The following is a 21,596-nucleotide window of genomic DNA, read 5'->3' on the forward strand; positions in this document are numbered from 1 at the left end:
TAAAACCTCTAACTATGAAGAATATACGTAACTTTTCTATTATTGCCCACATCGACCACGGTAAATCGACGCTGTCTGACCGTATCATCCAGATTTGCGGCGGCCTGTCCGACCGTGAAATGGCCGCGCAGGTCCTCGACTCCATGGATCTGGAACGCGAACGTGGTATCACCATCAAAGCGCAGAGCGTCACCCTCGACTATAAAGCCAGCGACGGTGAAACTTACCAGCTCAACTTCATCGATACCCCAGGGCACGTTGACTTCTCTTATGAAGTTTCCCGCTCGCTGGCGGCCTGTGAAGGCGCGCTGCTGGTGGTTGATGCCGGGCAGGGTGTTGAAGCTCAAACCCTGGCCAACTGCTACACCGCGATGGAAATGGATCTGGAAGTGGTTCCAGTTCTGAACAAAATTGACCTGCCGGCAGCCGATCCAGAACGCGTGGCCGAAGAAATTGAAGACATCGTGGGCATCGACGCCACCGATGCCGTGCGCTGCTCCGCGAAAACCGGCGTTGGCGTACCGGACGTATTAGAACGCCTGGTGCGTGATATCCCGCCACCGGAAGGTGACCCGGATGCGCCGCTGCAGGCGCTGATTATCGACTCCTGGTTCGATAACTATCTGGGCGTTGTTTCCCTGATCCGCGTGAAAAACGGCACCCTGCGTAAGGGCGACAAAGTCAAAGTCATGAGTACCGGGCAGGTGTACAACGCCGACCGCCTTGGCATCTTCACGCCGAAGCAAATTGACCGTACCGAGCTGAAGTGCGGGGAAGTAGGCTGGCTGGTCTGCGCAATTAAAGACATCATGGGCGCGCCGGTGGGCGATACCCTGACCCTGTCCCGTAATCCGGCGGATAAAGCGCTGCCAGGCTTCAAAAAAGTGAAGCCGCAGGTTTATGCAGGCCTGTTCCCGGTCAGCTCCGACGACTACGAAAACTTCCGTGATGCGCTCGGCAAACTTAGCCTGAACGACGCCTCCCTGTTCTACGAGCCAGAAAGCTCAACGGCGCTGGGCTTCGGCTTCCGCTGTGGCTTCCTGGGCCTGCTGCACATGGAGATCATTCAGGAGCGTCTGGAGCGTGAATACGATCTCGATCTGATCACCACCGCGCCGACCGTAGTTTACGAAGTGCAGACCACCAGCAAAGAGGTTATCTATGTCGACAGCCCGTCCAAGCTGCCGCCGTTAAACAACATTGAAGAGCTGCGTGAGCCAATCGCTGAATGTCACATGCTGCTGCCGCAGGAGTTCCTCGGGAACGTGATTACGCTGTGTATCGAAAAACGCGGCGTGCAGACCAATATGGTTTATCACGGCAACCAGGTTGCGCTGACCTATGAAATCCCAATGGCAGAAGTGGTGCTCGACTTCTTTGACCGTCTGAAGTCTACCTCCCGCGGCTATGCGTCGCTGGATTACAATTTCAAACGTTTCCAGGCTTCCAACATGGTGCGCGTTGATGTACTGATCAATGGCGATCGCGTTGATGCGCTGGCGCTTATCACACACAACGATAACGCGCCGTATCGCGGGCGTGAGCTGGTTGAGAAGATGAGAGAGCTTATCCCTCGCCAGCAGTTTGATATCGCGATTCAGGCGGCCATTGGCAACCACATCATCGCGCGTTCAACGGTGAAACAGCTGCGTAAAAACGTACTGGCAAAATGCTACGGCGGTGACGTGAGCCGTAAGAAAAAGCTGTTGCAGAAACAGAAAGACGGTAAGAAGCGTATGAAGCAGGTCGGTAACGTCGAGCTGCCTCAGGAAGCGTTCCTCGCCATTCTGCATGTCGGCAAAGACGGCAAATAATCTAAGGAGTTGGCATGGCGAATATGTTTGCTTTGATCCTCGTGGTAGCCACGTTGGTGACGGGCATTTTATGGTGTCTGGATAGGTTTATCTTTGCACCTAAGCGTCGTGAAAAACAGGCGGCAGCGCAGGCTGCCACCGGTGATGCACTGGACAAGAAAACGCTCAAAAAAGTGGGCCCGAAACCGGGCTGGCTGGAAACGGGCGCGTCCGTGTTCCCGGTGCTGGCTATCGTGCTGGTGGTGCGTTCATTTATTTATGAACCCTTCCAGATCCCTTCTGGTTCGATGATGCCGACGCTGTTAATCGGCGATTTTATTCTGGTAGAGAAGTTTGCCTACGGAATTAAAGATCCGATTTATCAGAAGACCTTAATTGCAACCGGGCACCCTAAACGCGGCGATATTGCGGTATTTAAATATCCTGAGGATCCACGCCTGGATTATATTAAGCGCGTTGTGGGGCTGCCGGGCGACCGCGTAAGCTACGATCCGCAGTCGAAAGAAGTCACGGTTCAGCCAAACTGCAGTTCCGGCCAGGCCTGTGACAATGCGCTGCCAATCACCTATTCCAACGTGGAAGCCAGTGATTTTGTGCAGACATTTTCCCGCCGCAACGGCAGCGAAGCGACCTCCGGTTTCTTCCAGATGCCGAAAGACCAGACCCGTGATGACGGCGTTCGTCTGAGCGAACGTAAAGAGACGCTCGGCGAAGTCACGCATAACATCCTGACGGTGCCTATTGCCCAGGATCAGGTAGGCATGTACTACCAGCAGTCCGGTCTGCCTTTGGCCACGTGGATTGTTCCACCGGGTCATTATTTCATGATGGGTGATAACCGCGACAATAGCGCAGATAGCCGCTATTGGGGCTTTGTTCCGGAGCAAAATCTGGTCGGTAAAGCGACAGCGATCTGGATGAGTTTCGAGAAACAAGAAGGTGAATGGCCAACGGGTGTTCGTTTGAACCGCATTGGCGGCATTCATTAAACAATTAATCCCACAAACTAACGACATCCCCTGTCGTTGTGTATAGAATATTCCCGCCTTTAAAGATTGGCTCCCGAAAGGGAGCCACGGCACACGAAACAGCGTTGGTTTCCTTTTTTCAGGTCTGTTCCGTGTGCTGAATAGTTGACGCATTCATTAATTTTGGTATCGCATGAATCCCATCGTAATAAATAGGCTGCAGCGGAAGCTGGGCTACACTTTTCAACATCAGGATCTGTTGCAACAGGCATTAACGCACCGCAGTGCCAGCAGCAAACACAACGAGCGTCTTGAGTTTCTGGGTGACTCCATTCTCAGTTATGTTATCGCGAATGCGCTGTATCACCGTTTTCCTCGCGTAGACGAGGGTGATATGAGCCGCATGCGCGCGACGCTGGTGCGTGGCAATACGCTGGCGGAAATCGCCCGTGAGTTTGAACTGGGCGAGTGCCTGCGCCTTGGGCCAGGTGAGCTGAAAAGTGGCGGCTTCCGTCGGGAGTCGATTCTTGCCGATACCGTGGAGGCGCTGATTGGTGGCGTCTTCCTCGACAGTGATATTCAGAACGTTGAGCGTCTGATTCTCTCGTGGTATCAGACCCGTCTCGACGAAATCAGTCCAGGCGACAAGCAAAAAGATCCGAAAACGCGCTTGCAGGAGTATCTGCAGGGCCGCCATCTGCCGCTGCCGTCCTATCTGGTGGTGCAGGTCCGTGGCGAAGCGCACGATCAGGAATTTACCATTCACTGTCAGGTGAGTGGCCTGCCTGAGCCTGTCGTAGGGACAGGTTCAAGCCGCCGTAAAGCGGAACAGGCTGCAGCTGAGCAGGCGCTGAAAAAGCTGGAGCTGGAATGAGCGAAGAAAAAACCTATTGCGGCTTTGCGGCCATCGTTGGCCGTCCGAACGTCGGCAAATCCACGCTGCTAAACCAGCTGCTTGGGCAGAAAGTCTCTATTACCTCGCGTAAGGCGCAGACCACGCGTCACCGTATCATGGGCATCCATACCGAAGGGCCGTATCAGGCGATTTACGTCGATACCCCAGGGCTGCACATGGAAGAAAAGCGCGCCATCAACCGTTTGATGAACCGTGCCGCGAGCAGCTCTATCGGTGACGTTGAGCTGGTCATTTTCGTTGTCGAAGGCACCCGCTGGACGCCGGATGACGAAATGGTGCTGAACAAACTGCGCGACAGCCGTGCGCCGGTGATTCTGGCCGTTAACAAGGTCGACAACGTTCAGGATAAAAGCATCCTGCTGCCGCACCTGCAGTTCCTCGGCAGCCAGATGAACTTCCTGGATATCGTGCCGATTTCTGCGGAAACCGGAATGAACGTCGATACCATCGCCGGGATCGTCCGTAAGCACCTCCCGGAAGCTCTTCATCACTTCCCGGAAGAGTACATTACCGACCGTTCCCAGCGCTTTATGGCGTCTGAAATCATCCGTGAAAAACTGATGCGTTTCCTGGGCGCTGAACTGCCGTACTCCGTGACCGTGGAAATTGAGCAGTTTGTGACTAACGAGCGCGGCGGCTACGACATTAACGGGCTGATCCTCGTTGAGCGTGAAGGGCAGAAGAAGATGGTGATTGGCAACAAAGGTGCCAAAATCAAAACCATCGGCATCGAAGCCCGTAAAGACATGGAAGAAATGTTCGAAGCCAAAGTGCACCTCGAACTGTGGGTTAAGGTGAAATCCGGCTGGGCCGACGACGAGCGTGCGCTGCGCAGCCTCGGTTATACCGACGACCTGAGCTAACCTAATGGAAGGCTGGCAACGGGCTTTTGTCCTGCATAGTCGCCCCTGGAGCGAAACCAGCCTTCTGCTCGACCTGTTCTCCGAAGAGTCCGGACGCGTCCGCCTGATAGCTAAAGGCGCGCGCTCCAAACGTTCTAATCTGAAAGGCACTTTACAGCCTTTTACCCCTCTGCTGGTTCGCTGGGGCGGCCGTGGCGAAGTTAAAACGCTGCGCAGCGCCGAAGCGGTCTCTCTGGCACTCCCCCTTAGCGGTATCACGCTCTACAGTGGCTTGTACGTGAATGAGCTGGTGGCTCGCGTTCTTGAGCAAGAAACCCGCTTTTCCGAGCTGTTCTTTGATTATCTCCACTGTATTCAGGCTTTAGCCGGAGCCATCGGCACGCCGGAGCCTGCGCTGCGCCGTTTTGAGCTGGCGCTGCTGGGGCATCTGGGTTACGGCGTGGACTTCCTGCACTGTGCCGGCAGCGGGGAGAGCGTGGACGACACCATGACCTACACTTATCGCGAAGAAAAAGGCTTCATTGCCAGCGTGGTGATTGGTAACAGCAGCTTTACCGGCCGCCAGCTCAGAGCACTTGCCGAACGCGAATTTCCGGACGCCGACACGCTGCGTGCCGCCAAACGCTTCACCCGCATGGCCCTCAAGCCTTATCTGCAGGGCAAGCCCCTCAAAAGCCGCGAGCTGTTCCGCCAGTTTGTGCCTAAAAAAACGCCACCTAAACCTTCGGATAGCTCACAGTAATCACAGAACGTAGCCAGGCTTTCCCCGGCAGGTGTACACTGCCCGGCATCTGTCTGCGAACTCTGAGGATTGTCATGGCTGAATTACTGTTAGGCGTCAACATCGATCACATCGCTACCCTGCGCAATGCGCGCGGTACGGCGTACCCGGATCCGGTTCAGGCCGCGTTTATCGCGGAGCAGGCGGGAGCCGACGGCATTACCGTGCACCTGCGCGAAGATCGCCGCCATATCACCGACCGTGACGTTCGCGTCCTGCGTGAAACCCTCGATACTCGCATGAACCTTGAAATGGCGGTCACCGAAGAGATGATCGGTATTGCCTGCCAGACGAAACCTCATTTCTGCTGCCTGGTGCCGGAAAAGCGTCAGGAAGTGACCACCGAAGGCGGCCTTGACGTCGCCGGTCAGTTAGACAAAATGCGCGATGCCTGCCAGCGTCTGGCCGATGCGGGCATTCTGGTGTCCTTGTTTATTGATGCCGACCATGCGCAGATTGACGCCGCGGTTGCCGTAGGCGCGCCTTACATTGAAATTCACACCGGCTGCTATGCGGATGCAGAGGATGAAGCGACTCAGGCCAAAGAGCTGGCGCGCATCGCCGAAGCCGCGAGCTATGCTGCTGCTAAAGGATTGAAGGTCAATGCTGGCCACGGCCTGACCTACCACAACGTCCAGGCCATCGCTCGTATTCCTGAAATGCATGAGCTGAACATTGGCCACGCGATTATCGGGCGTGCGGTGATGAGCGGTCTGAAAGAAGCCGTGGCTGAAATGAAACGCCTGATGCAGGAAGCGCGTCGCTAATGGCGATTCTGGGCCTCGGCACGGATATCGTGGAGATTGCGCGCATTGAGAGCGTAATCTCCCGCTCGGGCGACAGGCTGGCGAAACGCGTGCTGAGCCAGAACGAATGGGCTCAATATCAGGCTCATCAGCAGCCGGTGCGTTTTCTGGCTAAGCGTTTTGCGGTAAAAGAGGCGGCGGCTAAAGCGTTTGGCACCGGCATTCGCAACGGGCTGGCGTTTAATCAGTTCGAAGTGTTTAACGACCCGCTTGGCAAGCCTCAGCTGCGGTTTTGGGAAGAGGCGCAGCGGCTGGCGGAAAAAATGGGCGTGCGCTCGGTGCACGTTACGCTGGCGGACGAACGTCATTACGCCTGTGCGACGGTGATAATCGAAAGCTAGAGTTTATCCGCATGGTGGAGCAGCACGAACTTATCCCACAGCTGCTCTTCATTTTCTTTGTGCGCCGGGTCGCTGATAATCGTCCCTGGAATGGGGCAAACTTTCTGGCAGGTCGGGGTTTCGTAGTGGCCAACGCATTCCGTGCAGCGGTCGGTATCGATCTGGTAGATAGAATCTCCCATCGAGATAGCCTGGTTCGGGCACTCCGGCTCGCACATATCGCAGTTGATGCACTTCTTCGTAATTAATAACGCCATTTCAACCTGTTACCTGAACCCGCCGATCTAAAAGATATATTCACATTTCGCGCTCGAAAAATTGCAAAAGCATGTGTATTTAACCAGTATTAAATTTGATTAAACGAAGCTGCTTAAGCAAGGAAGTTTCGATGGCGCGCACTTTACCACAAAAGCAAATCATCCCCAATGACACTGAGCCTTTAAGTTTTGTGCTTTGTGTACTTTCAGTACGTGTTATCATTGAACTATTGGTCACGATAAACACGACAGGATCGTACTTATGGTACAGAGAGAGCAACTGCGCGAAGCATTCTCCCGCAGGCTGGCGCAGGCCTGCAGCGAAGCAAACCTCGATGAGTTTGGGCGCGGTATGGCAATAGCGCGCGCGCTGGGCGTTTCCTCCAAGGCCGTCAGCAAGTGGCTTAACGCTGAAGCTATGCCCAGGCAGGACAAGATGTACGAACTGGCGACTTTTCTCCAGGCCGATGTTCTGTGGCTCCAGCACGGCAGCGAAAGTGGCTATGTTGCCGAAGGGCGTGAAAATGCCGCCCATTCAGAAGAGGCGGCAATCTACGATTTCCAGCCGCGCGAAGAGCAGGGGTTCCGCATCGATGTGCTGGATATAGAAGCCAGCGCCGGGCCGGGGCGGCTGATTTCCAGCGAAGTGACTGAGACAATCAACCATATCGTTTACGACAGCCAGGAAGCGCTGGAACTGTTTGGCCACCGGCCTGCGTCGACGATCAAGGTGATTACCGTCACCGGCGACAGCATGTCCGGTACCATCGAACTGGGCGACTATATCTTTATGGACATCGGCAAAGATTATTTCGACGGGGACGGGATTTACGTGTTCCTCTATAAAGGGCAACTGCTGGTGAAGCGCCTGCAAATGACCCACGACTGCCTGCTGGTGCGTTCGGACAACCCCAAATATGCCGACTGGCGCATCAGCGAAGAGAACGAACAGAATCTCAAAATCATTGGCCGGGTGATGTATAGCCATTCGATTCGCCGTCACGCATGAATCCTTTCTCTCCTGCTGATGTTTCGAATCCCGCGCAAGCGGGTTTTTTTTACTTTGTATTTTAGATGGTTAGCTTACTTTTGCATTTTTTTATCTATAATTCGTACTTTTGGTTCTTGACTGATTTGTACTATTGGTTCAATATCAATTCATCGGCAGGACGCACCGACTCACAAGGCAAGTGAACGCTCCTTAACATCAGGCCCTGAAAAAGGGCACATACACCAAAGCAAGAAGCTTTGGGATATCGCAGAGATATCACCAAAGTTGATTGACAGGAGGTTGTATGGACGCACAGACACGCCGCCGCCGGCGCCGCGAAGCTAAGCAGGCCGTCTGGAAAGCCGCTAACCCGCTTTTCGTTGGGGTGAGGGCAAAACCTGACGCAAGGCCCATTCTCTCGTTAACCCGCAAACCTACGCCCCGGCCTGATAAGGCGCTGGAGGTCATTAACATTTATGGTCTGCAAATAATCCAGCAGGCTGAATACCATTCCCGGCTGCGTCAGAAGCTGGACGCCAGGCAGAGAAGCATTTATCAGGCCGCGCCGATGACGGAGTCCGGCTTACCGCAGGCTTCCGGCAGGCAAACCCGACGTGGGAAATCTATCCCGCTGATTTAATACCGCAGTCCTTCTTTACCCCAACGGCAGTTCGACACTTCAACCGAAGGTTCCCCCATGAATGACCAACCCGCAAATCTGGTCACGCAGTCTTTTGCGTGGCTGGCGGCGCTTGCCGCCGGTCTGGGTATCACGATACAGGATATGGTCTACATGATATTCGGACTGCTTAGCGTACTGATTTCACTGGCTTCGTGGCTGGGAGGCAGGCTGGATGCTCGCCGACAGCGCCTTGAAGACCAAAAGCGCACCCGCATCCTCCAGACGTTGGTGGATGACTTGCAGACCCGAAACCGAGCCGAGCAGATTGAGATTGTCAGGGCAGTCAGCGAGGTACTGAAAAAGGCAGGCAGCTAATGGCTCTTTCTCCCGGACTCAGAAAAGCATTATTCGGATTGTCAGGGGCGGGCGCTCTGACCATCGCCGGCACGCTACTGCCCGAGCTTGAAGGCGTGAGCTACACGCCGTATTACGATGTCGCCGGGGTGCTCACGGTCTGTTACGGCCATACCGGCAATGACATTATTCCCGATAAAACGTACAGCCCATCAGAGTGCCAGACCTTACTTGATAAAGATCTCCGCCCCGCAGCACAGGCGGTATCAAAAGCGGTTACCGTTCCTGTTAGTGAGTACCAACGCGCGGCATTAATCAGCTTTACCTATAACGTCGGGACCACCGCCTTCCTGCGCTCCTCCGTGCTAAGGACGTTAAATGCCGGAAATTACGAGCAGGCCTGCGCCGGGTTGAAAAAATGGATTTGGGCGGGCGGCAAACAGTGGCAAGGGCTAATCAACCGCCGCGAAGTCGAGTACCAGCTTTGTCGCTGGCCGGAGGCGGAAAAATGAAGCCGGTCACCCCGATTGTGCTGGTGGTTTTTGCTCTGCTTATCGCCAGCTGTTGGTGGTTTCATCAGCGCTATGACGCTCAAAAGCAAAGGGCTGAGTCAGCTTTGCAGCAGCTTGCTCAACAGAAAACTGAACTGCAAAACCTTGTGCAACGCCAGCGGGCGGTCGCCGGGCTTGATGCTCACTATAGCGAGGAGTTAACCCATGCCAGGCTCACCATTGAAAATCTGCAGCGTGATGTGGCCGCTGGTGCTCGGCGGCTGCGCGTCAGCGCCACCTGCCAAACAGTGCCTCACCCCACCTCCACCACCGGGCTGGATGATGCAGCCTCCCCCGGACTTACTGACGCCGCTGAACGGGATTATTTCCGTCTCCGGGAGCGTATCGAAACGAGCAACAAGCAGCTAGCGGGGCTGCAGGAGTACATCCGCAATCAGTGCCTGAGATAAGCCTCGAATTTTCGAGGCTTTTTTATTCCTACGTCAAAGAGGTCATTCCTATGTCTACATCCCTGAAGCACCCGATTGTTCTGGTTCACGGCCTGTTGGGTTTCGACAAAATCGGCGGGATCTATCCCTATTTCTACGGCATCAAAGAGGCGCTGGAGAAGGCCGGGGCTAAGGTCTACATCGCCACGCTTTCCGCGCTGAACAGCAATGAGATGCGCGGTGAACAGCTGCTTGAGTTTGTTCGTAAAGTGCAGGCCGAAACCGGTGCGGCGAAAGTTAACCTGATCGGCCACAGCCAGGGCCCGCTGGCCTGTCGTTACGTCGCGGCGACCCATCCGGATCTTATCGCCTCGGTGACCTCCGTGAACGGCGTTAACCACGGCTCTGAAGTCGCAGACCTGGTTCGCCTGGCGCTGAAGCCGGGGCGCTTGCCGGAGTCTATCGCCAATGCAGCGCTGTCGGCCTTTGGCCAGCTGCTTTCTGCCCTGGCCGGTGAGCCTCGCCTGCCTCAATCCGGCGTCGACGCTCTGGATGCGTTGACCAGCGAAGGGGTGGCGGCCTTTAACAAGAAGTACCCGCAGGGGCTTCCGGCAGAGTGGGGCGGCCAGGGTAAAGAGCTGGATAACGGCGTTTACTACTACTCATGGAGCGGGATTATCGACTACAACCCGCTGCATCAGGGGATGAACAACCTGGACCCGCTGCACGTCGCCATGCTGGCATTTTCCATCCTGTTTACCAACGAACGTTTCCAGAACGACGGCCTGGTCGGCCGCTACAGCAGCCATCTGGGCAAGGTGATTGGCTCGGATTATTCAATGGATCACGTTGATGCCATTAACCAGCTGGCCGGCGTGGTCGCCAACAACACCGACCCAGTGAAACTGTACGTCGACCATTTGGCTCGCCTGCAAGCGAAGGGACTGTAAGCCTGAACCTAACCGCCTGCGGGCGGTTTTTCTTTGGAGAAATCAATGAATGACACCACGCGTCCAGGCTTTCTGACGCCGTTGGGGGCATCGCCACACTACGACGATGCACTCGATGCGGATCTTACAGGCTGGATAGTCGGCGTATCAGGCCTGCCGCCGGAAATGGTGATGGCGAAGTGGAGCGATCCACCGCCCGCCACGCCGGAAGCTGGCATTACCTGGTGTGACTTTTTTACCAACGTGAAGCAGGCTGAAGCGCCTTTCTTCCATTCGCAGGACAGCGACCAGAGCGTGCTGCAAAGCACCGAATCCGTTGACGTCACCTGCGGCTTTTATGGTCCAGGAGCTCAGGCTGTGGCTGCTCTATTTCGCGATGGCCTGAACGTGCCGCAAAACAACGCCGAGCTGAACAGGCTGGATCTCACATTTTTGCAGTGCGGTGAAATCACGCCAGACCCTGAATTTATTAACAACCAGTGGCTACGCCGCTACACCCTCACCGTGACGCTGATGAAAACCTCCCCGGTGAACAAAAGCTGATGCAGGCCTACAACGCTCAAACGCTCTCTTCCGCGATGTGGGGACGGAACACTATTGTGGTGCGCAATACGTCATCTGGTGACCTGGTTTCGGCAAGCGGCGGGAGTCTGGGCGGGGGATATTCAGACACCTTCGGTTGAAGCGCCGTCTCAGGGCGGCAAATTCTTTGGTTTTGATATCAACAATCACTATATCGCCGGTTTTGACGACGGCGCATGGGAGAGGAAACTCTAATGGCTACAAATCAGTGTAAACCTTTTACAACCCGGCCTGACGCCAACGTCACGCCGTAAAATGAATGGGAAAATTTGCCCGCGCTGTTAAGCGGCTTTGCCGGCGGTAAGGCCAGCAGCGCTCAGGTGAATAAAGCGTTGCGCCAGGGAACATTTTGCGCGGCTGGGTTAGCACAATTTATCTCAGAAGTAGCCGATGCAGATGTGTTGGATGACGGCGACATTAACAATTTTGCCAGCATATTGAAAAATGCGGTCACCCAGGTGGCAAAACAAGCCACCGTTACGCTTTCAGGCCGGCCATTTGACCCGGAGCAATATCCCAACCTTGCGATTGCCTATCCCAACGCCGTTATCCCAGATATGCGTGGGCAGATGATAAAAGGTAAGCCCGTTAACGGGCGTGCTGTCCTCTGCGCTGAAGCTGACGGTATTAAATTGCATAACCACACGGCGAGTGCAGCGGCTACCGACTTGGGAACTAAAGGAACAGATGCGCAAGGTCAGCATTCTCATGCTATTCAAAATTACCCAGCTTATGAATGGAAGGTACCAGTGAATAACGGGATTTATGATGGGAATAAATACCACAGTATCTTCAACGGATGCTGCCGGTAGCCATGGCCATACCGTCACTGTTGATGCTGTCGGTAATACAGAAAACACCGTAAAAAATATGGCATTTAACTACATTGTGAAGCTTGCATAATTTTCCGGTTATAAATCTGGATAAATAATTATGTCATTTAAAATGAATGAAGCAGCACAAACTATTAAAATTTATAATCTGCGTGCAGATACCCAAGAGTTTATCGGTGCTGGTGATGCTTATATAGCGCCACATACTGGGTTACCAGCATATTGCACAGACATTGAACCGCCGAAAATTCCAGATAATCATGTGGCGATTTTTGATGAAAAAAAATTGCTCTGGACTCTGGTAGAGGATCATCGGAGCAAAACTGTTTATGACACCAGAACAGGCAATGCAATCACTGTCACAGAAATTGGCCCTTTACCTGACCACTCAACCTCTTTATCTCCCGATGGGGTCTATCAGAAATGGAATGGTAAGGCCTGGTGTTTCAGCGTAAAAAATTAATGTTGGATAGGCTATCCAGCATTAGCTTAGATCTCTTTTGTATATAGCAGGTGTTCCAGCATACATGGAGTTAGCGGGAACATTTGTTGTTACAACGCTGTTCGCAGCAATAACGCTGTTATCTCCAATAGTTATGCCGGGCAACACGACGGCACCTGCGCCGATCCATACGTTTTCCCCTATGTTTATCGGAGCTAGAATGTTTACACCATGACGCAAAGCCGGTTCTACATGGTGACTGACCGTGGTTAACGTTACGTTGGGGCCAATCATGGTTCCTGTTTTTATTGTTATCATCTCATTATCAAGGAAGTTACATCCAACATTAACAAGCACTTCACCGGAAAAATGTATATTTCCAAATTCAAAATAAAAAGGTGCTACTATAGATGATTTATTATCAATTTTAATTCCGGCCTTGGAAAGTATCTTGTTTTTCTTTCTCCGAGACGAATATGATGTATTGAAAAATAACCTGGCTTTTTTGGGTTCTAATTTTTTCTTGAGCAAGTAAAAATAATATCTAATCATTTTTGTGTTTAAACCTTAGCACCAATATCGTGCATTTTTCCCAGTATTTTCGAGCCCACTGAGTATCTATGAAGAAGAGGATGTGGAGGGATATGATACGCGGTTTTGTGCCATCTGTGTATTTTCCCCAGCAGTTTTTGCTAGCAACACCTGCCAGATCTGCTATTTGGTTACCAGAGTATCCTGGCTCGATTTCTCGCGCTTAAAGTTGTGCTGGAGTGGGGCGAGTATTCTTCGACTAGCCGTATAATTAACCTCTTAAAAGCCCCCGAAAGAACTCCGTGTCAAATCGGTTTGAGCAGGAAGGCCGTTACGGCTGCATGACAATTGGTACCACGCTGATTTTCTGTTTAGCTTTGAGGTTGATGCTAACCGCTTTGCGATTTCGGCACGAATTTTTCCCAGTTCAACGGTGGTCAGATCGTTTGTGCTCATCCTTCTTCCTTTCGGGTTTGGTTGTGGCTTTTCTACCTTCCTTATGTGATTAACGATAGCGCTATTGATGTTACCTAAAACGAAGGTTTTTTATATGTGATCGTAGATTGAGAATTAACAGCTCTGATGTTGAGTAGCCGGAAACATTGGGTGATATTATCATCCAATAGTATTATTGATTGCCGGGAGTTCTATCCCTGTGTCAATTTCTCCCTAAACCAGCTTCCTCACCAACGCCTCGCTCTGGCGAATCCGCTCCGGCGCGTTTTCCAGATCCTGCTGCACCAGCGCCATAAATAGCAGGTCTGTCAGCATCATCTGGGCGCTAGTGGAGGAGATGGCCGCGCTACGCGTCGCCTGTTCTTCTGCGATGGTGTAGAGACACAGGCTGGCGCGTTGCTGTAAAGCGTTAGGCGTGAATCCGGTAATGGCGAGGATTTTCGCGCCTGCGTTAAGCGCTTCATCGGCGGCCAGATTTATCTCCCGGCGCTCGCCCGAATAGGAAATGGCGAGCAGCACGTCTTCCGGCGTCATTGCCTGTACGGTTGCCAGTAGGGCATGCATATCCTGCTCGGCGACGGCGTGAATGCCAATCTTCATTAACTTCCACGAAAAATTCTTCGCTACAAGGCCAGAGGCGCCTATTCCCACCAGCATCACGCGCCGCGCATTGCGCAGCAGTGAAACGCTCGCCAGCAGCTTCTCTTCCGCATTGATATCCAGCGTGGCGTGCATCGCCGCGATATTCTCTTTAATCAACTTCTCCCCAACAAGCCGCAGCGGGTCATCCCCTAAAATTTGGTTATGCACCGGCACGGAGTTAGGATTTTGGCCGCTGGCGAGCGCTTCGCTGATGGCCAGCTTCATCGCTGGAAAGCCTTTGAACCCGAGCTTCTGCGCGAATTTTACGACGCTGGACTGGCTGACGCCGGCTTCTTCCGCCAGCTGCTGTGAACTGAGATGGCGTGCACGATCGGGCTCGGCGAGCAGAAAGTCGGCCAGCTTGCGGTCACTCTGGGCCAGCATGGCGTAACGGCTTCGAATGCGCAGTAAACAGTTCATTTCACCTCCGGGACGGCAATTCCGATAACGACTTGCCTGTATAAGCATCTGAGCGAATTATAAATTCCATTATAGAGCAATGTTACCGAATTAAATATTCTGATGTGCCGTGGGCTGCGGGCCAGGATTGCTCGCGGAAAACCATGAGGCTATCTGTTAGGCTTTAAGGGAGCATAATTTTGTGAACGCGAGTCTTAAAGGAGCCCGTATTGACTACCCACCACCCGCGCCGCGTCGTCTTTTTTGATTTGGATGGCACCTTACATCAGCAGGACATGTTCGGCAGTTTTCTGTTTTACCTCCTGCGCCGTCTGCCGTTGAACGCGCTGCTGGTGGTTTTACTGCTGCCTCTGGTCGGAGGCATGATGCTTATTCAAGGTAGCGCTGCCCGCCAGCCGATGAGCCTGCTACTGTGGGGCGCGACGTTTGGGCGAAGTGAGGCTCGCCTGCAGCAACTGCAGAGCGATTTCGCAGTCTGGTTTCGCAAGAAGGTGAAGGCATTTCCCGTTGTCCAGCAGCGGCTGACGGACTATTTGCACAGCGCGAATGCTGACGTCTGGCTGATTACAGGCTCGCCTCAGCCGTTGGTTGAGAAGGTCTATTTTGATACGCCGTGGCTGCCGGAGGTGAAGGTGATTGCCACGCAGATTGCACGAGGCTATGGAGGGTGGATTGTTACCCTTCGCTGCCTCGGCCATGAAAAAGTGGTTCAGCTGGAGCAGCACATAGGAGCCCCGCTGCGGCTTTACAGCGGCTACAGCGACAGCCATCAGGACAATCCGCTGCTGTATTTCTGCGAGCATCGCTGGCGCGTCACGCCGCAGGGAGAGTTGCAGCAGCTCGAGTAGGGCGTTTTGAATCCGTTAAGCGGTGTGTATAATGCGCCGCCCACTTATGCCGCGGAGAGCGTTGTGTCAGAGACAGAATTTACCCATGAACACTGGATGCGTCATGCCCTGACCCTCGCTCAGCGGGCGTGGGATGAAGGTGAAGTGCCCGTCGGCGCGGTGCTGGTGCATAACAACCAGGTCATTGGTGAAGGCTGGAATCGCCCTATAGGCCGTCACGACCCTACGGCCCATGCTGAAATTATGGCGCTTCGCCAGGGCGGACTGGTGCTGCAAAACTATCGTCTGCTGGATACCACGCTCTACGTCACGCTTGAACCTTGCGTCATGTGCGCAGGGGCGATGGTGCACAGCCGCATTGGCCGCTTAGTGTTCGGCGCGCGTGACGCCAAAACGGGCGCAATTGGTTCGCTGATGGACGTACTCGGCCATCCCGGGATGAACCATCAGGTGCAGGTCAGTGAAGGGGTGCTCGCGTCAGAGTGCTCAGCCATGCTGAGCGATTTTTTTCGCGCTCGTCGTCTTGAGAAAAAGGCCCTAAAGGAAAAGGCCCATAGGTCGGATTAGCCAGCTCTATCGGGGCGACCGCAGGGTAAGCCTCGGCAAACTTGTCCACCTGAGCCGTTTTTTTCTCTTTCTCCTGTAAATACCCTTCCAGACTAAGCTGATACTTGCGGATGTTTTCCACATACGCGTAAGCCTCGTGTCCACGAGCATATCCATAGGTTGTTTTGCTGTAATAAGGCTTAAGGCTCAGCAGCGGCAGGCGTGTCTTCACATCGGCCCAGCTGTCCGGGTTGCCTTTCTGTTTTGCCGTCAGCTGACGAGCATCGAGCATATGGGCATAGCCCATGTTGTAGGCCGCCAGCGCGAACCAGATGCGTTCGTATTCCGGGACTGAGCTCGGCACTTTGCTCATCATATCTTTCAGATAACGGCTGCCGCCGCTGATGCTTTGCTCTGCATCCAGCCTGTCGACGACCCCAAGACTCTGTGCTGTATTTTTCGTCAACATCATCAGCCCGCGCACGCCGGTTGGCGAAGTAGCGTGGGTATCCCAGTGGGATTCCTGATAGGAAATTGCGGCCAGCAGCGGCCAGTCGATTTCGTCGGCGTATTTTTCAAACAGCGGCTGTAGATCCGGCAGAACTGCATCCACCGCATTCAGGAAGGTTCGGGTATCGACGTAATCAAAATCACCGATATGGCCGAGATATTTTTCCTCAAGCCTTGCCAGCGTGCCGTTGCTGCTAATCTGATTGTAGAAATCGAGCAGGGCGGCGCTCATGCTGTCGTCGCCGTCACGCGCCGAAAACCAGGTAACAGGCTGTTCATCGGTCACGTCCAGAGCGACGGCCAACTGGGGATGTACGCGCTGGAAAATACTGATGGCGATACTATCAGAGATAGTAAAGGCGATATTGCCGTCCACCACCTGCTGCAGAAGCTGATTGCTGGTCTGTTTGGCGTCAATGCTCCAGCTAAGATCGGGATACTGGCTTTCCTTTAGCTTTTGCAGATCGCTGACCACAGCCTGGCCGGAAGAGAGCACCAGCTGCGAAGGTTTAACGCCGCCAAGTGACTTCGGACGTGGGCTGCCCACGCGGTAAACCATTTGCTGCGAAACCGAGTAATAGGTTGGCCCTGCCTGGTAATCGCTGCTGCGGCGCGAGTTATACACCAGCCCGGCGGCAAGCAGGTCGGCTTTGTCATTGTCCAGGTCGTCGAACAACGCGTTGATGTTTGGCCGTACCACGACTTTGAGCTTCACGCCCAGGTAATCTGCAAACTCGCTGGCGAGCTCATAATCAAGTCCGGTCGCCTTGCCGTTAATCATCGTCCAGGTGAGCGGCGATGAAATGGTACTGACGCGCAGAACCCCCCGCGCTTTTATCGCGGCGATACGGTTTTCGGCCTGATTGAAACCTGGAATGGAGGGCCATAATGCCACTGCCAGCAACAAGGTGACGATACCGATAAGCAGATAATTAATCTTTATTCTTTTCAAATAGATAACATTCTGCAGCAGGATAAGCCTTAGCCAACAATAAACATGATTTGTCTGAACCCCGTGAGTGAATGAGGCGCATTTTGCGTAAGAAAACGCCAGTAAGCAACTTTTAAGAATATATCGTTTACTTTTCGTGCAATAAAAACTTCTGCTGTTATTTCTACGCAAACGGTTTCGTCACGGCGGAGGATTCTCTATAATGACGCCCGTTTTCCCCCCTTCGCCCTGAAGACGAGAGATCTTTAATGATGGAAATTCTGCGTGGTTCGCCTGCTCTTTCGGCATTTCGTATTAACAAACTCCTGGCCCGTTTTAACGATGCTAACCTCCCGGTAAGCGACATTTATGCCGAGTATGTTCATTTTGCCGACCTCGAAGCTCCGCTGAACGCTGATGAGCTTGCTCGCCTGCAGCGGCTGTTGAAGTATGGTCCAACTCTCGCAGAACATGCGCCTGAAGGAACCTTGCTGCTGGTCACCCCGCGCCCTGGCACCATCTCCCCCTGGTCTTCTAAAGCCACCGACATTGCCCACAACTGCGATCTGCCACAGATTAAGCGCCTTGAGCGCGGCGTGGCCTGGTACGTTACCGGCAGCACGCTGACCGCCGAACAGCTGCAGGACGTTGCCGCGCTGCTGCACGACCGCATGATGGAGAGCGTGTTTACCTCTCTGAACGATGCGCAGCAGCTGTTTACCCGGCAGCAGCCCGCTCCGGTGCAGAGCGTTGACCTGCTCGGCAAAGGGCGTAACGCGCTGGTGGAGGCGAATATCCGTCTGGGCCTGGCGCTGGCGGAAGACGAAATCGACTACCTGCAGGATGCGTTCAGCAAGCTTGGCCGCAACCCGAACGACATCGAACTGTACATGTTTGCTCAGGCGAACTCCGAACACTGTCGCCATAAAATCTTTAACGCCGACTGGATTATCGACGGGCAGAAGCAGCCGAAGTCCCTGTTCAAGATGATCAAAAATACCTTCGAGAAAACGCCGGATTACGTGCTGTCTGCCTATAAAGACAACGCGGCGGTCATGGAAGGTTCAGCCGTGGGGCGCTTCTTCGCCGATCGTGAGGCGGGGCGCTACGACTTCCATCAGGAAGAGGCGCATATCCTGATGAAGGTTGAAACCCACAACCACCCGACCGCTATCTCCCCGTGGCCGGGTGCAGCAACGGGTTCCGGCGGTGAAATCCGTGACGAAGGCGCTACCGGGCGCGGTGCCAAGCCAAAAGCTGGCCTGGTCGGTTTCTCCGTTTCCAACCTGCGTATTCCAGGCTTTGAACAGCCGTGGGAACAGGATTTTGGTAAGCCAGACCGCATCGTTACCGCGCTGGATATCATGACCGAAGGCCCACTGGGCGGGGCGGCATTCAACAACGAATTTGGCCGTCCGGCGCTGACCGGCTACTTCCGTACCTACGAAGAGCAGGTTAACAGCCACAACGGCGTAGAGCTGCGCGGCTACCACAAACCTATCATGCTCGCCGGCGGCATCGGTAACATCCGGGCCGACCATGTGCAGAAGGGCGAAATCACCCCTGGCGCTAAGCTGATTGTGCTGGGTGGCCCGGCGATGAACATCGGCCTCGGCGGCGGCGCAGCGTCGTCTATGGCATCCGGCCAGTCCGATGCCGATTTAGATTTTGCTTCCGTTCAGCGTGATAACCCGGAAATGGAACGCCGCTGTCAGGAAGTGATCGACCGCTGCTGGCAGATGGGCGAAGACAACCCGATTCTGTTTATCCACGACGTTGGCGCGGGTGGCCTGTCTAACGCCATGCCTGAGCTGGTCAGCGATGGTGGCCGCGGCGGCCGCTTTGAACTGCGCGACATTCTTAACGACGAGCCGGGCATGAGCCCGCTTGAAGTCTGGTGTAACGAATCCCAGGAGCGCTACGTGCTGGCCGTTGCGCCAGAGCAGCTGCCGCTGTTTGACGAACTTTGCCGCCGCGAGCGCGCGCCGTATGCGGTGATTGGGGAAGCCACCACCGAACAGCACCTGACGCTCAACGACAGCCACTTTGATAATCAGCCTATTGATATGCCGCTGGACGTGCTGCTGGGCAAAACGCCGAAGATGGAGCGTAACGTCGAGACGCTGAAAGCCAAAGGTGAAGTCTTCAACAGCAGTGAGATCTCCATTGCCGATGCGGTGAAACGCGTTCTGCATCTGCCGACGGTGGCTGAAAAAACCTTCCTCGTGACCATCGGCGACCGTACGGTAACCGGTATGGTGTCCCGCGATCAGATGGTTGGCCCGTGGCAGATCCCGGTCGCAAACTGCGCGGTCACCACCGCCAGCCTGGATAGCTACTACGGCGAAGCGATGTCTATCGGCGAACGTGCGCCAGTTGCGCTGCTGGACTTTGCGGCTTCCGGTCGCCTGGCCGTAGGCGAAGCATTAACCAACATCGCGGCAACCCAAATCGGTTCCCTGAAGCGCATCAAACTGTCTGCAAACTGGATGGCCGCAGCCGGTCACCCTGGTGAAGACGCTGGCCTGTACGAAGCGGTTAAGGCCGTTGGCGAAGAGCTTTGTCCGGCGCTGGGGATAACCATCCCGGTTGGCAAAGACTCCATGTCGATGAAAACCCGCTGGCAGGAAGGTAACGAGCAGCGTGAGATGACTTCTCCGCTGTCGCTGGTGATTACCGCGTTTGCCCGAGTGGAAGACGTGCGTGGCACCGTGACTCCGCAGCTTGGCACCGAAGATAACGCTCTGCTGCTGATCGATTTAGGCAAAGGTCACAACGCGCTGGGCGCCACCGCGCTGTCTCAGGTTTACCGCCAGTTGGGGGACAAGCCAGCGGACGTACGCAGCGTTGAGCAGCTTAAAGGCTTCTGGGACGCGATGCAGGCGCTGGTTGCAGATCGCAAACTACTGGCCTGGCACGACCGCTCCGACGGCGGCCTGCTGGTCACCCTGGCGGAAATGGCCTTTACCGGCCACTGCGGCGTGGATGTTGACATCGCAGGCCTCGGCAGCGATCGCCTGGCCGCATTGTTTAACGAAGAGCTGGGTGGCATTATCCAGGTTCGTGCCGAAGATCGTGAGGGCGTGGAGGCGCTGTTGGCCGAACACGGCCTGGCGGATTGCGTGCATTATCTCGGTAAGGCCGTTGAAGGTGACCGGTTCACCATCAGCGCTGACGGTCATGCGGTGTTCAGCGAAAGTCGCACCACGCTGCGTATGTGGTGGGCAGAAACCACCTGGCAGATGCAGCGCCTGCGTGATAACCCGGCCTGCGCCGACGAAGAGCACAACGCGAAGGCTAACGACAACGATCCTGGCCTTAACGTGAAGCTGAACTTTGATATCAAAGAAGATATTGCCGCGCCGTTCATCGCAACCGGCGCGCGCCCTAAAGTGGCTATCCTGCGCGAGCAGGGCGTTAACTCCCACGTTGAGATGGCTGCCGCCTTCCACCGTGCTGGCTTTGACGCCATTGACGTTCACATGAGTGACCTGCTGGCGGGCCGCACCGGTCTGGAAAGTTTCCACACGCTGGTGGCCTGCGGCGGATTCTCTTACGGCGACGTGCTGGGTGCAGGGGAAGGTTGGGCGAAGTCCATCCTGTTTAACGCTCGCGTGCGCGATGAGTTTGAAACCTTCTTCCATCGCCCGGAAACGCTGGCGCTTGGCGTCTGTAACGGCTGTCAGATGATGTCCAACCTGCGTGAACTGATTCCAGGCAGTGATTTGTGGCCGCGCTTTGTGCGTAACCAGTCCGATCGCTTTGAAGCGCGCTTCAGCCTGGTTGAAGTGACTTCAAGCCCATCGCTGCTGCTGCAGGGCATGGCTGGTTCCCATATGCCTATCGCGGTTTCTCACGGTGAAGGTCGCGTGGAAGTCCGTGATGCCGCTCATCTCGCCGCGCTTGAGAGCAAAGGGCTGGTGGCGCTGCGCTTCGTGGATAACTTCGCGAACGTGACGGAAACCTATCCGGCTAACCCGAACGGTTCACCGAACGGGATAACGGCAGTGAGTAACGAAAGCGGCCGTGTGACAATCATGATGCCGCACCCTGAGCGTGTGTTCCGCACCGTGAGCAACTCCTGGCACCCGGCAGAGTGGGGCGAAGACAGCCCGTGGATGCGCATTTTCCGTAACGCGCGTAAACAGCTGGGCTGATTACCCTCAGCCCGTCCTCACCCTAAAAGGGAGAGGGGAAAAAAGTTGAAAGGCTCCGATCCGTTTCCCTCGCCCCTCCGGGGAGAGGGCCAGGG

Annotated in this window: 20 protein-coding genes and 4 pseudogenes; 20 read left to right on the top strand and 4 right to left on the bottom strand. The window is 54.7% G+C overall.

What is annotated here, in order from left to right; all coding sequences use genetic code 11:
• The first annotated feature begins 14 nt into the window (after window positions 1-14).
• The 7 genes from lepA to acpS all read left to right on the top strand — a co-directional run bounded on the left by lepA (window position 15) and on the right by acpS (window position 6,489).
• Window positions 15-1,814, top strand: coding sequence for a translation elongation factor 4 (gene lepA, locus HX778_RS10225; RefSeq protein WP_038479793.1), 1,800 nt, complete (start codon window positions 15-17; stop codon window positions 1,812-1,814).
• A 14-nt stretch (window positions 1,815-1,828) separates the two neighbouring features.
• Window positions 1,829-2,803, top strand: coding sequence for a signal peptidase I (gene lepB, locus HX778_RS10230; RefSeq protein ID WP_176981919.1), 975 nt, complete (start codon window positions 1,829-1,831; stop codon window positions 2,801-2,803).
• 172 nt (window positions 2,804-2,975) lie between these two features.
• Window positions 2,976-3,656, top strand: a complete 681-nt coding sequence (gene rnc / locus HX778_RS10235; protein ID WP_008459505.1) for a ribonuclease III — start codon at window positions 2,976-2,978, stop codon at window positions 3,654-3,656.
• Window positions 3,653-4,561, top strand: coding sequence for a GTPase Era (gene era / locus HX778_RS10240; protein ID WP_038479801.1), 909 nt, complete (start codon window positions 3,653-3,655; stop codon window positions 4,559-4,561). Before rnc ends, era begins: the two co-directional genes overlap by 4 nt.
• Window positions 4,562-4,565: 4 nt before the next feature.
• Window positions 4,566-5,303, top strand: coding sequence for a DNA repair protein RecO (gene recO / locus HX778_RS10245; RefSeq protein WP_176981920.1), 738 nt, complete (start codon window positions 4,566-4,568; stop codon window positions 5,301-5,303).
• 74 nt (window positions 5,304-5,377) lie between these two features.
• On the top strand, window positions 5,378-6,109 hold the full coding sequence (pdxJ, locus tag HX778_RS10250; protein WP_038479807.1) for a pyridoxine 5'-phosphate synthase: 732 nt from the start codon (window positions 5,378-5,380) through the stop codon (window positions 6,107-6,109).
• Entirely contained in the window at window positions 6,109-6,489 is a 381-nt protein-coding gene (gene acpS, locus HX778_RS10255) for a holo-ACP synthase (protein WP_038479810.1), read from the top strand. Before pdxJ ends, acpS begins: the two co-directional genes overlap by 1 nt.
• On the opposite strand, the gene HX778_RS10260 is transcribed toward acpS, so the two are convergent.
• Window positions 6,486-6,746 (bottom strand): YfhL family 4Fe-4S dicluster ferredoxin, encoded by a 261-nt coding sequence (locus tag HX778_RS10260; RefSeq protein ID WP_038479813.1) that lies wholly within the window; start codon window positions 6,744-6,746, stop codon window positions 6,486-6,488. The two genes, acpS and HX778_RS10260, sit on opposite strands and share 4 nt — an antisense overlap.
• A 262-nt stretch (window positions 6,747-7,008) precedes the next feature.
• Here HX778_RS10260 and HX778_RS10265 point away from each other — a divergent pair, with 262 nt between their 5' ends.
• From HX778_RS10265 to HX778_RS10310, 10 genes and pseudogenes are all read left to right on the top strand, one after another.
• Window positions 7,009-7,755 (top strand): helix-turn-helix transcriptional regulator, encoded by a 747-nt coding sequence (locus HX778_RS10265; RefSeq protein WP_176981921.1) that lies wholly within the window; start codon window positions 7,009-7,011, stop codon window positions 7,753-7,755.
• Window positions 7,756-8,041: 286 nt separating this feature from the next.
• Window positions 8,042-8,377 carry an antitermination protein N gene (locus tag HX778_RS10270; protein WP_038479819.1) on the top strand — a complete coding sequence of 112 codons (336 nt, stop codon included), beginning with the start codon at window positions 8,042-8,044 and terminating at the stop codon, window positions 8,375-8,377.
• A gap of 57 nt (window positions 8,378-8,434) precedes the next feature.
• Window positions 8,435-8,734 carry a hypothetical protein gene (locus HX778_RS10275; RefSeq protein WP_176981922.1) on the top strand — a complete coding sequence of 100 codons (300 nt, stop codon included), beginning with the start codon at window positions 8,435-8,437 and terminating at the stop codon, window positions 8,732-8,734.
• A complete protein-coding gene (locus HX778_RS10280) occupies window positions 8,734-9,225 on the top strand; it encodes a lysozyme (protein ID WP_038479825.1) in 492 nt (163 codons plus the stop codon). The genes HX778_RS10275 and HX778_RS10280 overlap by 1 nt, the downstream gene beginning before the upstream one ends.
• Window positions 9,222-9,674: a lysis protein gene (locus HX778_RS10285; protein WP_176981923.1), complete on the top strand. Its 453-nt coding sequence runs from the start codon at window positions 9,222-9,224 to the stop codon at window positions 9,672-9,674. Before HX778_RS10280 ends, HX778_RS10285 begins: the two co-directional genes overlap by 4 nt.
• 50 nt (window positions 9,675-9,724) lie before the next feature.
• Entirely contained in the window at window positions 9,725-10,603 is an 879-nt protein-coding gene (locus HX778_RS10290) for a triacylglycerol lipase (RefSeq protein WP_176981924.1), read from the top strand.
• Window positions 10,604-11,098: 495 nt separating this feature from the next.
• Window positions 11,099-11,244: pseudogene (locus HX778_RS25110) on the top strand (phage protein); the annotation flags it as partial.
• Window positions 11,240-11,380: pseudogene (locus HX778_RS10300) on the top strand (DUF2612 domain-containing protein); the annotation flags it as partial. The pseudogenes HX778_RS25110 and HX778_RS10300, both read left to right, overlap by 5 nt.
• A gap of 287 nt (window positions 11,381-11,667) precedes the next feature.
• Window positions 11,668-12,088 (top strand): annotated as a pseudogene (locus HX778_RS25115) (phage tail protein); the annotation flags it as partial.
• A 30-nt stretch (window positions 12,089-12,118) separates the two neighbouring features.
• A pseudogene (locus HX778_RS10310) lies at window positions 12,119-12,460 on the top strand (phage tail protein); the annotation flags it as partial.
• A 42-nt stretch (window positions 12,461-12,502) separates the two neighbouring features.
• Here the strand turns inward: HX778_RS10310 and HX778_RS10315 are convergent.
• Together HX778_RS10315 and HX778_RS10320 are read right to left on the bottom strand one after the other, a co-directional pair.
• Complete coding sequence (locus HX778_RS10315; protein WP_176981926.1) at window positions 12,503-13,012, bottom strand: DapH/DapD/GlmU-related protein; 510 nt, start codon at window positions 13,010-13,012, stop codon at window positions 12,503-12,505.
• A gap of 648 nt (window positions 13,013-13,660) precedes the next feature.
• The gene (locus HX778_RS10320; RefSeq protein ID WP_176981927.1) at window positions 13,661-14,509 is read right to left on the bottom strand and encodes a MurR/RpiR family transcriptional regulator; all 849 of its coding nucleotides are present in this window, start codon (window positions 14,507-14,509) and stop codon (window positions 13,661-13,663) included.
• A gap of 209 nt (window positions 14,510-14,718) precedes the next feature.
• On the opposite strand from HX778_RS10320, the gene yfhb reads away from it, so the two are divergent.
• Window positions 14,719-15,357 (top strand): phosphatidylglycerophosphatase C, encoded by a 639-nt coding sequence (yfhb, locus tag HX778_RS10325; protein WP_038479880.1) that lies wholly within the window; start codon window positions 14,719-14,721, stop codon window positions 15,355-15,357.
• A gap of 96 nt (window positions 15,358-15,453) precedes the next feature.
• Window positions 15,454-15,924 (top strand): tRNA adenosine(34) deaminase TadA, encoded by a 471-nt coding sequence (gene tadA / locus HX778_RS10330; RefSeq protein ID WP_218167090.1) that lies wholly within the window; start codon window positions 15,454-15,456, stop codon window positions 15,922-15,924.
• Here tadA and mltF read toward each other — a convergent pair.
• Window positions 15,815-17,365, bottom strand: a complete 1,551-nt coding sequence (mltF, locus tag HX778_RS10335) for a membrane-bound lytic murein transglycosylase MltF (RefSeq protein WP_038479885.1) — start codon at window positions 17,363-17,365, stop codon at window positions 15,815-15,817. The two genes, tadA and mltF, sit on opposite strands and share 110 nt — an antisense overlap.
• Window positions 17,366-17,613: 248 nt before the next feature.
• Here mltF and purL point away from each other — a divergent pair, with 248 nt between their 5' ends.
• Entirely contained in the window at window positions 17,614-21,501 is a 3,888-nt protein-coding gene (gene purL, locus HX778_RS10340; protein ID WP_176981929.1) for a phosphoribosylformylglycinamidine synthase, read from the top strand.
• Window positions 21,502-21,596: the final 95 nt, after the last annotated feature.

The sequence above is a fragment of the Cedecea sp. P7760 genome, assembly GCF_013386425.1.
Taxonomy (GTDB): domain Bacteria; phylum Pseudomonadota; class Gammaproteobacteria; order Enterobacterales; family Enterobacteriaceae; genus Cedecea; species Cedecea selenatireducens.

Excerpts from the sequence above, each read along its gene's own strand:
- HX778_RS10260 (WP_038479813.1), bottom strand. The coding sequence starts at position 6,746 with ATGGCGTTATTAATTACGAAGAAGTGCATCAACTGCGATATGTGCGAG.
- HX778_RS10290 (WP_176981924.1), top strand. The coding sequence starts at position 9,725 with ATGTCTACATCCCTGAAGCACCCGATTGTTCTGGTTCACGGCCTGTTG.
- rnc (WP_008459505.1), top strand. The coding sequence starts at position 2,976 with ATGAATCCCATCGTAATAAATAGGCTGCAGCGGAAGCTGGGCTACACT.
- purL (WP_176981929.1), top strand. The coding sequence starts at position 17,614 with ATGATGGAAATTCTGCGTGGTTCGCCTGCTCTTTCGGCATTTCGTATT.
- HX778_RS10265 (WP_176981921.1), top strand. The coding sequence starts at position 7,009 with ATGGTACAGAGAGAGCAACTGCGCGAAGCATTCTCCCGCAGGCTGGCG.
- lepB (WP_176981919.1), top strand. The coding sequence starts at position 1,829 with ATGGCGAATATGTTTGCTTTGATCCTCGTGGTAGCCACGTTGGTGACG.
- HX778_RS10320 (WP_176981927.1), bottom strand. The coding sequence starts at position 14,509 with ATGAACTGTTTACTGCGCATTCGAAGCCGTTACGCCATGCTGGCCCAG.
- HX778_RS10285 (WP_176981923.1), top strand. The coding sequence starts at position 9,222 with ATGAAGCCGGTCACCCCGATTGTGCTGGTGGTTTTTGCTCTGCTTATC.
- era (WP_038479801.1), top strand. The coding sequence starts at position 3,653 with ATGAGCGAAGAAAAAACCTATTGCGGCTTTGCGGCCATCGTTGGCCGT.
- acpS (WP_038479810.1), top strand. The coding sequence starts at position 6,109 with ATGGCGATTCTGGGCCTCGGCACGGATATCGTGGAGATTGCGCGCATT.
- lepA (WP_038479793.1), top strand. The coding sequence starts at position 15 with ATGAAGAATATACGTAACTTTTCTATTATTGCCCACATCGACCACGGT.
- HX778_RS10270 (WP_038479819.1), top strand. The coding sequence starts at position 8,042 with ATGGACGCACAGACACGCCGCCGCCGGCGCCGCGAAGCTAAGCAGGCC.
- HX778_RS10280 (WP_038479825.1), top strand. The coding sequence starts at position 8,734 with ATGGCTCTTTCTCCCGGACTCAGAAAAGCATTATTCGGATTGTCAGGG.
- tadA (WP_218167090.1), top strand. The coding sequence starts at position 15,454 with ATGCGTCATGCCCTGACCCTCGCTCAGCGGGCGTGGGATGAAGGTGAA.
- recO (WP_176981920.1), top strand. The coding sequence starts at position 4,566 with ATGGAAGGCTGGCAACGGGCTTTTGTCCTGCATAGTCGCCCCTGGAGC.
- HX778_RS10275 (WP_176981922.1), top strand. The coding sequence starts at position 8,435 with ATGAATGACCAACCCGCAAATCTGGTCACGCAGTCTTTTGCGTGGCTG.
- HX778_RS10315 (WP_176981926.1), bottom strand. The coding sequence starts at position 13,012 with ATGATTAGATATTATTTTTACTTGCTCAAGAAAAAATTAGAACCCAAA.
- pdxJ (WP_038479807.1), top strand. The coding sequence starts at position 5,378 with ATGGCTGAATTACTGTTAGGCGTCAACATCGATCACATCGCTACCCTG.